The sequence below is a fragment of the Glycomyces salinus genome (genome assembly GCF_016428645.1).
GTDB classification, from domain to species: domain Bacteria; phylum Actinomycetota; class Actinomycetes; order Mycobacteriales; family Micromonosporaceae; genus Glycomyces; species Glycomyces salinus.
Window position 1 is genome coordinate 41,342 of the sequence record NZ_JAELXW010000060.1, and the last position, 11,217, is coordinate 52,558.

The following is an 11,217-nucleotide window of genomic DNA, read 5'->3' on the forward strand; positions in this document are numbered from 1 at the left end:
GGCGGTATCGTGCCTCACCAGCGTGATCGAATTGAGTGTGGACTTTGATAACGCGCCTATAACACTTCCTTGACTGTGACAGAACGATATCGCTAACGTAAGCGTAAGTGTGAGTGCCCTCACAACGCGTGACTGGAGAGATGCACAATGACAAGAGAGAACTGGGGGACCAGAGCCGGATTCATCCTGGCCGCCATCGGCTCGGCGGTCGGGCTCGGCAACATCTGGCGCTTCCCCGGCGTCGCCTTCGACAACGGCGGCGGCGCCTTTCTCGTCCCTTACCTGGTGGCCCTGCTCACGGCGGGTATCCCGCTGCTCATCATGGAGTTCACCGTCGGGCGCCGCTACCGGGGCTCGGCACCGGCCGCCCTGCGCCGATTGAACAAGAACGCCGAGTTCGTCGGCTGGTGGCAGGTGGCGATCTCGTTCGTCATCGCCGTCTACTACGCGGTCATCATCTCCTGGGCCGTCTGGTACGCCGTGTACTCGTTCGGCCAGCAGTGGGGCGAGGACACCGCGACGTTTCTGGTCGGCGACTTCCTCGAGGCCGGGGAGATGTACGACTTCTCCGGCTGGGTGCCCAATATCGGCATCGTCCTCATCCTGCTCTGGCTCGCGACCCTCTTCGTGATCGGCGCGGGCGTCAGGAAGGGCATCGAGGCGGTCTCGAAGATCTTCATCCCGCTGCTGGTGGTCATGTTCAGCGTCCTGGTCATCCAGGCGCTGACGCTGGACGGGGCCGTCGACGGCCTCAACCAGTTCTTCACCCCCGACTGGGACCGGATCGCCGAGCCGCAGGTCTGGCTCAACGCCTACGGCCAGATCTTCTTCTCGCTGTCGATCGGCTTCGGCATCATGATCACCTACGCCTCCTACCTGAGGCGGAAGTCCGACATCACGACCTCGGCGCTGACGGTCGGCTTCGCCAACTCGTCGTTCGAGATCCTCGCCGGCATCGGCGTGTTCTCGGTCCTGGGCTTCATGGCCCTGGAGACCGGCGTCCCGATCGCCGATCAGACCTACGCGGGCGTCGGCCTGGCGTTCATCGCCTTCCCGCAGATCGTCAACACCCTGCCGTATCTGGCCGGGGTGTTCGGCCTCCTGTTCTTCGCCTCGCTGGCCGTCGCCGGCTTCACTTCGCTGGTGAGCATCGTGCAGGTGCCGGTCGCCGCACTGGAGGACCGCTTCGGCTGGTCCCGAGGCAAGGCCACCGGGGTCATCGGCGGGGCGATGGCCGTGGTCTCGATCGTGCTGTTCCCGACCGTCGGCGGCCTGAACCTGCTGGACGTCTCGGACTACTTCATCAACCAGTTCGGCATCGCGGTCGCCGCGCCGGTCAGCATCGTGATGGTCATCTGGGTGGCCCGGAAGTGGAAGGACCTGCGGAGCAACGCCAACGCCACCTCCACGTTCAAGATCGGCCCGATCTGGCTGGTGTGCCTGGGCGTCCTCACGCCCATCGCGCTCACGGTCATCCTGGTCCTGAACGTCCGGGACCTGATCACGGCCGGACCGGACGACCCGGCCCTCGGCCTCTACAACACCAACCAGGGCTTCGGCTGGGCGCTGGCCATCGCCGCGCTGGCCTTCGGCTTGATCATGGCCCTCGCGCTGCGCCGGAAGGACTCGCCCGAGCCGATCGACGAAGAGGAAGCCGCCCAGCCCCTCGCCGCAGGAAAGGAGGACAGCTAAATGAGCGCCGCAGCCATCACCATGATGATCATCGCCATGGTCATCATCTTCGGAGGACTCATCGTCTCCGCGATCACTCTCATGACCCACCCCGAAAAGCCCGACAACGAGTAGAACGAAGCGGGGGCCGGCGGCCCGAGCCGGCCCCCTCACCCCCGCTAACCGGAGAGCCCGAGGAATCCAGAAATGATCACGCAAAGAGAGACCTGGGGGACCCGCGCCGGGTTCATCCTGGCCGCCGCCGGATCGGCGATCGGCCTGGGAAACATCTGGCGCTTCCCCGGCGAGGCGTACGAATTCGGCGGCGGCGCCTTCCTGCTGCCGTACCTGTTCGCACTGCTCACCGCCGGTATTCCCCTCCTGCTGCTCGAATACACGCTCGGCCGCAAGCACCAGGTCGGCCCCCCGTCCGTCTACCGGCAGATCTCCAAGCCTGCCGAGGGCATCGGTTGGTGGCAGAACGCCATCGCCTTCTGCCTGTCCACCTTCTACGCCGCGGTCATCGCCTGGGCCCTCAGTTACACGTACTTCGCCTTCTCCAGGGGCTGGGGCGACCAGCCGGTCGACTTCTTCGTCGGCGACTTCCTGGGGGCCGGCGGGAACCTCGACTTCTTCGAGTTCCGCTGGCCGATCTTCGCCGTCCTGGTCGGCGTCTGGGTCCTGGTCCTGACCATCATGCTCGGCGGAATCCGCCGCGGCGTCGAACTGGCCAACCGCATCTGCATCCCCCTGCTGATGGTGCTGTTCGGCATCATCGTCGTCCGGGCCGTCACCCTCGAAGGCGCCACGGAGGGCCTGAACGCCTTCTTCACCCCGGAGTGGAGCCGCATCGGCGAGGCGGAGATCTGGCTGGGCGCCTATGCCCAGATCTTCTTCTCCCTGTCGATCGGCATGGGCACGATGATCGCCTACTCCTCCTACCTGAAGAAGAAGTCCGAGCTGTCGACGACCGCCGTCACCGTCGCCTTCGCGAACTCCTCGTTCGAGCTGCTGGCCGGCATCGGCGTGTTCTCGATCCTGGGCTTCATGTCCGTCCAGGCCGCGCAGCCGATCGACGGACTGGTCGGCACTGGAGGCGGGGTCGCCTTCATCACCTTCCCGACCATCCTCAACGAGATGCCCGGTGGCGCCTTCATAGGCGTGCTGTTCTTCGCGAGCCTGGCCGTGGCCGGCATCTCCTCGCTGATCTCGATCGTGATCGTGCCGATGACCTCGGTCGAGGACCGCTTCGGCTGGAGCCGCAAGAAGACGGTGGCCTACCTGGGCGTCCCGATGGCGATCGTCTCGCTGCTGATCTACCCGACCGCCAACGGCTCCTCGATGGTCGACGCGGTCGATTTCGCCGTCTCCGGCTACGGGCTGGTGCTCGGCGGCCTGGCCACGATCATCCTGGCCTTCGCCACCGGCAAGCTCAAGTCCCTGGCTGCCGAGGCCAACCGCACTTCGGTGCTCAAGCTCGGCAATGTCTGGTACGCCTGCCTGGGCCTGACGGCGGTCATCCTGACGATCGTGCTGTTCCTCAACGTCAAGGGGCAGATCGAGGACCTGTCCGACCCCGAGGTCGCCAATGAGTTGGTCTACATCAACTGGGGCGTCGGCGGGGCCATGATCGTCTTCGGACTGGTCATGACCGTGATCCTGTACAAGCGGCCGCTCCCGGTCCGTGAAGAGGCCGAACCGGAGCCGGCGCTCGACACCGAGTAGCCCGCTCCCGTCTCAGCGGCCGCACCCGTCACAGGGTGCGGCCGCTTTCGTCTGTATCGACGGCAATTGATGCATTCCGGGGCTTGCGCTGGGCTTTCAGAAACTGTTAGCTTAGTTTTTAGTTAAGAAGGTGTCCGATATCTCGGGAGGGCACCCCTACCCCTGGAAGGAGTGGCACATGCGCCGAACCAGACGCCTCGCACTCTTGATCAGCGCACTCGCGGCCGTCGCGCTGCCGCTGTCGTTCAGCACCGCGGCCTGGGGCCACGGCTACGTCTCCGAAATACCCAGCCGCGCCGCCAACTGCGACAGCGGCGCCGCCACCGGCTGCGGCGCCATCCAGTACGAACCGCACAGCGTCGAGGGCCCCAAGGGCTTCCCCGAGGCCGGCCCGGTCGACGGCCAGATCTGCGCCGGCGGCAACTCCCGGTTCTCCGAACTCGACGACCCCCGCGGCGGCGACTGGCCCGCCACGGGAGTCTCGGCAGGCCAGCGCACCTTCATCTGGACGCTGACCGCCGCCCACAGCACCGACAAGTGGGAGTACTTCATCACCAAGGACGGCTGGGATCCGACCCAGCCGCTGACCCGCGCCGACCTGGACCTGGTGCCGATCTACTCCAAGCACGACGGCGGGCAGCGGCCCGACTGGACCGTCACCCACGACGTCACCCTCCCGTCCAAGACCGGGCAGCACCTGATCCTGGCCGTCTGGACCATCGCCGACACCGCGAACGCCTTCTACCAGTGCATCGACGTCAACTACGACGGCGACAGCGGCGGCGGTGGCGGAGGGTCCGGCGACTGCGAGTCCGCGGCATGGAACTCGGGCTCGGCCTACACCGGCGGCGACACGGTCACCCACGACGGCGCCGAGTGGCGCGCCCAATGGTGGACCCAGGGCGAGGAGCCCGGCACCACCGGCGAATGGGGCGTGTGGGAGCGCCTCAGGACCTGCTGAGGTGATCTCTCGGACGGCCGCCGAGCCGCGGCCGTCCGAGAGGCTATAATCGGACCCGTCTTTGCAGTCGAAGTAAGGAACTCCGTTGAAGCTGTAATCGCGGACACCGCGCCGACATGCCTCTGCGTGCATGCCGTGCGTCTGCGATTCAGGGAGCTCCCTTCCCGACGTTCACACGCCTCCTCCATTCCGGAGCGGTAGGGCGCGGTGTCTTCTCAGTCGATTCGAACCGGTATCGAACCCGAGAGGAAACCCGCACCATGTCAACCCACATCACCCTCAATCGGCTGTCCTTCTCCTGGCCCGACGGCACCCGCGTCTTTGACGGGCTCGACGCGGCCTTCTCCGACGGCCGCACGGCGCTCATCGGCGACAACGGCACCGGCAAATCCACACTGCTGCGACTCATCGCCGGGACCCTCGCGCCCGAGTCCGGCGCGGTCACCGCTTCGGGGCTGGTCGCCTACCTGCCCCAGGAGCTCCCGCTGCGCCTGGGCGACACCGTCGCCGACCTGCTCGGCATCGCCGCCAAGCGCCGCGCGCTGGCCGCGATCGAGGCCGGCGACGCCGACGAGGCCCACTTCGGCGTCATCGGCGAAGACTGGGACTTCCTCGACCGCTCGCGCCTGGCCCTGGACGGGCTCGGCCTCGACCACGTCGGCCTCGACCGGACCGTCGCCACCCTCTCGGGCGGGGAGTCCATGCTCGTCGGCCTGGCCGGAAAGCTCGCCTCGCGCCCGGACGTGCTGCTGCTCGACGAGCCGTCCAACAACCTCGACGGCACGGCCCGAGAGCGCCTCTACCAGGCTATCCGCGGTTTCAGCGGGACGTTGGTGGTGGTCAGCCACGACCGGCGGCTGCTCGAGCACGTCGACGCCGTGGCCGAGCTCTACAAGGGCCGCGTCCGCGTGTTCGAGGGCGCCTTCGACGCCTACGAGCGGGCGATCGAGGCCGAGCAGGAGGCCGCCGCGCGGGCCGTCCGCGACGCCAAGCAGGATCTGACCCGTCAGAAGCGGGAACTGGTGGCCGCCCGCGTCAAAGGCGACCGAGGCGCGGCCGCCTGGCGGCGCGAACGCGACGCCGGCGGCACCCCGAAGATCGTCCTCAACGGCAAGAAGAGCGCCGGGGAGGCCAGCAACGCCAAATATCTGGGCGCGAAGCGCGAGGACGTCACCGAGGCCAAGGACCGCCTCGACGCGGCCGAGGAATCGCTGCGCGACGACGAAGCCATCCTCGTCGACCTGCCCGAGACCAGCGTCAGCTCCCACCGCGACATCGCCCACCTCAAGCGACTCGACGTCGCGGGACTCTTCGGCGACGGCCTCGACCTGCACATACGCGGCCCCGAGCGGATCGCGGTCACCGGCGACAACGGCGCCGGCAAGACCACGCTGCTGCGCGCGATCGCCGACGCCGCACACGTCCCGCACGGCTTCCTCACCCAGCGGCTCGAACTGCTCGACGACGGCGCCAGCGTCCTCGACAACGTCCGCGCCCGCGCCCCCGAGGCCGGAGAGGGGCTGCTGCGGACCCGCCTGGCGCGCTTCGGCATGCGCCGTGACGCGGTCTTCCAGCGGGTGTCGACCTTCTCGGGGGGCCAGCGGCTGCGCGCGGCCCTGGCCTCGGTCCTCTCGGCCCAGCCCGCGCCGCACCTGCTGCTGCTGGACGAGCCGACCAACAACCTCGACTTGACCTCGACCAGGCAGCTCCAGCAGGCCCTGACCGCCTACCGCGGCGCCCTGGTCGTCGTCAGCCACGACGAGGCGTTCCTCGACGGCCTCGGCCTGACCCGCCGCATCGGGCTCGAAAGAGGGGCGGGCATCGCCTCCGACGCCGCGCCCGGACCGGTCTGAGGTGACGCGAGCGCCGGGAAAACCGATGGCCTCCGGCCCCGGCGCTCGCGTATCCTTGAGCACCGTCATGCCTGCCAGCACCTCGAAATCCCGTACCAGCCTGCGCGAGCGCGTCTTCGCGCTGCGCACCGCCGACCAGCGCGCGCTGCGCAGGCGGCTGCGCGAGGCCCGCGAGCAGACCGGCGCGGACCGCAAGGCCGCCTTCGCCGCCCTCGAAGCCGACATCGAGGTAAAGGAGGCCGAGCTCGCCGCCCGCGAGGCGAGCGTCCCGAAGATCGTCTACCCGGACGAACTGCCCGTCTCCCAGCGGCGCGACGACATCGCCGAGGCGATCCGGGACCACCAGGTCGTCGTCATCGCCGGCGAGACCGGCTCGGGCAAGACCACCCAGATCCCCAAGATCTGCCTCGAACTGGGCCGCGGCGTGCGCGGCATGATCGGCCACACCCAGCCGCGGCGCATCGCCGCCCGCTCGGTGGCCGAACGCATCGCCGAGGAACTCGGCTCCCCGCTCGGACAGGCCGTCGGCTGGAAGGTGCGCTTCACCGACCAGGTCTCCGACTCCAGCTTCATCAAGCTCATGACCGACGGCATCCTGCTGACCGAGATCCAGCACGACCGGCTCCTGAGCGCCTACGACACGATCGTCATCGACGAGGCCCACGAACGCAGCCTCAACATCGACTTCATCCTCGGCTGCCTCAGGCAGATCCTCCCCAAGCGCCCCGACCTGAAGGTCATCGTCACCTCCGCGACCATCGACCCCGAGCGCTTCGCGGCACATTTCGCATCGGAATCCGGCCCCGCCCCGGTCCTCGAGGTCTCCGGGCGCACCTACCCGGTCGAGGTCCGCTACCGGCCCCTGGTCGACGAGGACGAGCAGCGCGACCAGATCGACGGCATCCTCGACGCGGTGGGCGAGCTCGGACGCGAAGGCGACGGCGACATCCTCGTGTTCCTCTCCGGCGAGCAGGAGATCCGCGACACCACCGACGCCCTCGAGAAGGCGAACCTCCGACATACCGAGATCGTCCCGCTCTACGCTCGCCTGTCGGCCGCCGAGCAGCACCGCGTCTTCTCCTCCCACACCGGCCGCCGCATCGTCCTGGCCACCAACGTCGCCGAGACCTCCCTGACCGTCCCCGGCATCCGCTACGTCATCGACGCCGGATTCGCCCGCATCTCCCGCTACTCGGCCCGCACCAAGGTCCAGCGGCTCCCCATCGAACCGATCAGCCAGGCCAGCGCCAACCAGCGGGCCGGCCGCTGCGGACGCGTCGCCGAGGGCATCTGCGTCCGCCTGTACTCCGAGGACGACTTCAACGCCCGCCCCGAGTTCACCGACGCCGAGATCCTGCGCACCAACCTCGCCAGCGTCATCCTCCAGATGACCGCCGCCAAACTCGGCCGCGTCGAGACCTTCCCGTTCGTCGACGCCCCCGACGCCCGCAACATCAAAGACGGCCTCGACCTGCTGGTCGAACTCGGCGCGCTCGAAGACGTCCGCAGCGGCGAGCGCCGCCTGACCAGGACCGGCCGCGACCTGGCCCGCCTCCCGATCGACCCGCGCCTGGCCCGGATGATCCTCCAGGCCAAGGAGGAGGGCTGCGTCCACGAGGTCGCCGTCATCGCCGCCGCCCTGTCCATCCAGGACCCGCGCGAGCGCCCCGCCGACAAGAGGGCCCAGGCCGACCAGTCCCACGCCCGCTTCAACGACCCCGACTCGGACTTCTCGGCCTACCTCAACCTGTGGAAGTACCTCGAGGACGAGCGGCGCTCCCGCTCCTCCAGCGCGTTCCGGCGCATGTGCAAACAGGAATACCTGCACTACCTGCGCATCCGCGAGTGGCAGGACCTGGTGCGCCAGATCAACTCCGTCCTCAAGACGCTCAAGCTCCCCACCGCCCCCACGAACCCCGCCCCCGACGCCCGCCGCATCCACACCGCCCTGCTGGCCGGCCTGCTCTCCCACATCGGCGTCAAAGAGGCCGACAAGCGTGAATACCTCGGCGGCCGCGGCGCCAAGTTCGCGATCTTCCCCGGCTCGGGACTGTTCAAGAAGCAGCCGCGCTGGGTCGTGGCCGGCGAGCTGGTCGAGACCAGCCGCCTTTGGGGACGCATCTGCGCCAAGATCGAACCCGAATGGGTCGAGCCCCTCGCCGAGCACCTGATCAAGCGCACCTACTCCGAACCGCACTGGTCGAAAAAGGCCGGAGCCGTCCTAGCCTTCGAACGCGTCACGCTCTACGGGGTCCCGATCATCCCCCGCCGCAAGGTCAACTTCGGACGCATCGACCCCCAGACCAGCCGCGAGCTGTTCATCCGCCACGCCCTGGTCGAAGGCGAATGGGAGACCCACCACCCCTTCTTCAACCGCAACCGCGCCAAGATCGGCGAGGTCGAGGAGCTGGAGAACCGGGTGCGGCAGCGCGGGCTCCTGGCCGACGAGCAGACCCTGTTCGAGTTCTACGACCGGCGCCTGCCGGACGACATCGTCTCGGGCCGCCACTTCGACTCGTGGTGGAAGAAGCAGAAGGACAAGCACCTCCTCGACTTCGACGAGACGCTCCTGCTGGGCGACCGGGCCGAGGACGTCGCCGCCGAGTACTACCCGGAGGTGTGGACCTCCGAAGGGGTCGACCTCGGCCTGGACTACGAGTTCGAGCCCGGCGCCCCGAGCGACGGCGTGACCGTCGAGATCCCCCTGCCCGCGCTCCAGCAGCTCGACCAGGACGCCTTCACCTGGCAGGTCCCGGGCCTGCGCGCCGAGTTCGCCGAATCGCTCATCAAGAGCCTGCCCAAGGCCCTGCGCCGCAACTTCGTGCCCGCCCCGGACTTCGCCAAGGCCGCCGTCGCCCGCATGGAGCCCTCCGCGGGCCGCCCGATGACCGCCGCGCTGGCGGAGACGCTGCGCACGATGACCGGCGTCAACGTCCCCGAGGACGCCTTCGACCTGACCAAGATTCCCGGCCACCTGCTGATGACCTTCCAGGTCAAGGACGAGGACGGCTCGGTGGTCGCCGAGGGCAAGGAACTGGGCGCGCTCCAGCGCCAACTGGCGCCCAAGGCCGCCGAGGCCGCGGCTGAGGCCGCCCCCGAACTCGAGCGCACCGGCCTGACCGAATGGGACTTCGGCGAGCTGCCGAAGATCCAGGAGACCCCCCGGAAGGGATACGTCGCCAAGTCCTACCCGGCGCTGTACGACCAGGGCCGGACCGTCGGCGTCAAGGCGTTCGCCGACCCGGGCGCCCAGGCGGCCAACATGTGGTCGGGGACCAGGAGGCTGCTCCGGCTCGGCCTGCCGGACCCGCACATCAAGGAGGCCCTGACCCGCGGCGAGACGCTGGCGCTCGCGACGAGCCCGTACGAGAGCGCCGACGCCCTGCTGGAGGACTGCGTCCGCGTCGTCCTCGACAAGGTCCTCATCGAAGGCGGCGGGACCGCCTGGGACAAGGAGGGCTTCGAGGCGCTCCTCAAACGCGCCCGCCCCGAGGTCGCCGGGGAGTCGGTCGCGGTGGCCCGCAAGGCCGCGGCGATCCTGACCCAGGCGCGCGAGGCCGGCCGGCTCCTGGAGGGCAAGTTCGACTTCGCGATGCTGGCGGCGATGAGCGACATGAAGGCCCAGCTCGAACGCCTCGCCGGGCAGGACGGTTTCATCGGCGCGACCGGCTGGTGGCGCCTGGACGACCTGCTGCGGTACGTGGGGGGCATCGCGGAGCGTGCGCAGCGCGTCCGGCAGGACACGGCGGGGGACAAGGCCAGAATGGACGTGGTCCAAGCCTTGGAGGCCGAGAGGGACGCCCTGGCCAGGGCCCGCCCGGCGGCCATGCGGACCGCCGACGGCCAGGAACTGCGCTGGATGCTCGAAGAGCTGAGGATCAGCTTCTTCGCCCAACGCCTCGGCACCCGCTACCCGGTGAGCGAGAAGCGGGTCAAACGCCTCCTGCAGTCGCTTTAGCTGCGTCTGGATCCGATTCAGCCAGTGGGGCGCTTGAACAAGAAGTTATAGGACATATGGCCTTTGTAGCTCTGGACATGGAATCCGATCATTTCCCAGCCTTGACTTCCCCAGAAGTCCAGGGACTGGTGAAAGGCGGCAGAGGATTGTGCGCGTTTCTTCATGGAGCCGCGAGCGTCAAGAACGAGCGAGGCGCTGAAGTATTCCCAGGTGGTCATAGGCATCCTCATGCGGTCGCGGGCAAGTTCGGCCCAAATCTAGGCGACCGCCGTCGGGCCACCTGTCGGCTTGTTGATAGAAGGCGGTCCCAGTCGACCCCTGGCACTGGGCCGTGGCACTGTGACGTCCCTGAGACTGGGACGGGGTCCGGCCCCGGACCGCAGGTGGCGGCGGCGGGCTAATCTCGGCGGAGTCCCGAACCTCAGGAGTGATCATGTACCCCCAGCAACCCCAGCCCGGCCCCGCCGAGATCAAGATCCGATACAAGAAGTCGGTCTCGGTCATGTACATCGTCTTCGGATCGCTGCTGCTCGCGATCGCACTGGTCGCGCTGCTCAACGACATGCTGTCCTTCTGGATCATCCTCGGCCCGCTGCTGCTGGCCGCCGGGATCGTCTCCCTGTCGGCGCCCTTCATCCGCTTCGAACCGACCACGGCCACCCTGACCGTGCACGGCCCCTTCGGCAACAAGGTCCGCACCTACGGGGCCCCGAAGGGCGAGCGGATCTCCTTCGACGGCACGACCATCACGCGGCAGACCGCCGACGGCAAGACCAAGAAGATCCGCACCGGCTCGGGCGAGCCCGAGGAAGTGCAGCGTCTGCAGCAGACCCTGTGGTCCATGCAGCAGCAACAGCAGTAGAAGACCTCAGCGACACGGCGCGCCGCCGGTCCCGGCCACAGGCCGGGACCGGCGGCGCGCCGTCTTCCCAACACACGCGTACCGGCCGAAACGCGGTCGAGTGTCGGACCGGCGTTGCATGATCATGAGATGCGGGGGCCGCACCGTCCCCGCCTCGGGAAACCGGAGTCCAGCCGGTCCCGGCATT

Annotated in this window: 8 protein-coding genes; 7 read left to right on the top strand and 1 reads right to left on the bottom strand. The window is 68.3% G+C overall.

Annotated elements, in window-relative coordinates:
* The first annotated feature begins 147 nt into the window (after positions 1 to 147).
* The 6 genes from JFB92_RS16605 (at position 148) to hrpA (ending at position 10,168) form a co-directional block, all read left to right on the top strand.
* The gene (locus JFB92_RS16605; RefSeq protein ID WP_199041295.1) at positions 148 to 1,692 is read left to right on the top strand and encodes a sodium-dependent transporter; all 1,545 of its coding nucleotides are present in this window, start codon (positions 148 to 150) and stop codon (positions 1,690 to 1,692) included.
* Entirely contained in the window at positions 1,693 to 1,806 is a 114-nt protein-coding gene (locus tag JFB92_RS16610) for a methionine/alanine import family NSS transporter small subunit (protein ID WP_199041298.1), read from the top strand.
* Between the two features lie 72 nt (positions 1,807 to 1,878).
* Positions 1,879 to 3,396, top strand: a complete 1,518-nt coding sequence (locus JFB92_RS16615; RefSeq protein ID WP_199041301.1) for a sodium-dependent transporter — start codon at positions 1,879 to 1,881, stop codon at positions 3,394 to 3,396.
* 178 nt (positions 3,397 to 3,574) lie between these two features.
* Positions 3,575 to 4,357 carry a lytic polysaccharide monooxygenase gene (locus JFB92_RS16620; protein WP_233163405.1) on the top strand — a complete coding sequence of 261 codons (783 nt, stop codon included), beginning with the start codon at positions 3,575 to 3,577 and terminating at the stop codon, positions 4,355 to 4,357.
* A 260-nt stretch (positions 4,358 to 4,617) separates the two neighbouring features.
* The gene (locus JFB92_RS16625) at positions 4,618 to 6,210 is read left to right on the top strand and encodes an ABC-F family ATP-binding cassette domain-containing protein (protein WP_199041304.1); all 1,593 of its coding nucleotides are present in this window, start codon (positions 4,618 to 4,620) and stop codon (positions 6,208 to 6,210) included.
* Between the two features lie 67 nt (positions 6,211 to 6,277).
* Positions 6,278 to 10,168 (top strand): ATP-dependent RNA helicase HrpA, encoded by a 3,891-nt coding sequence (gene hrpA, locus JFB92_RS16630; RefSeq protein ID WP_233163406.1) that lies wholly within the window; start codon positions 6,278 to 6,280, stop codon positions 10,166 to 10,168.
* A gap of 17 nt (positions 10,169 to 10,185) precedes the next feature.
* Here hrpA and JFB92_RS16635 read toward each other — a convergent pair whose 3' ends face one another.
* The gene (locus JFB92_RS16635) at positions 10,186 to 10,386 is read right to left on the bottom strand and encodes a hypothetical protein (RefSeq protein WP_199041310.1); all 201 of its coding nucleotides are present in this window, start codon (positions 10,384 to 10,386) and stop codon (positions 10,186 to 10,188) included.
* Positions 10,387 to 10,601: 215 nt separating this feature from the next.
* On the opposite strand from JFB92_RS16635, the gene JFB92_RS16640 reads away from it, so the two are divergent.
* Positions 10,602 to 11,030 carry a hypothetical protein gene (locus tag JFB92_RS16640; RefSeq protein ID WP_199041313.1) on the top strand — a complete coding sequence of 143 codons (429 nt, stop codon included), beginning with the start codon at positions 10,602 to 10,604 and terminating at the stop codon, positions 11,028 to 11,030.
* The last annotated feature ends 187 nt before the right edge of the window (positions 11,031 to 11,217 follow it).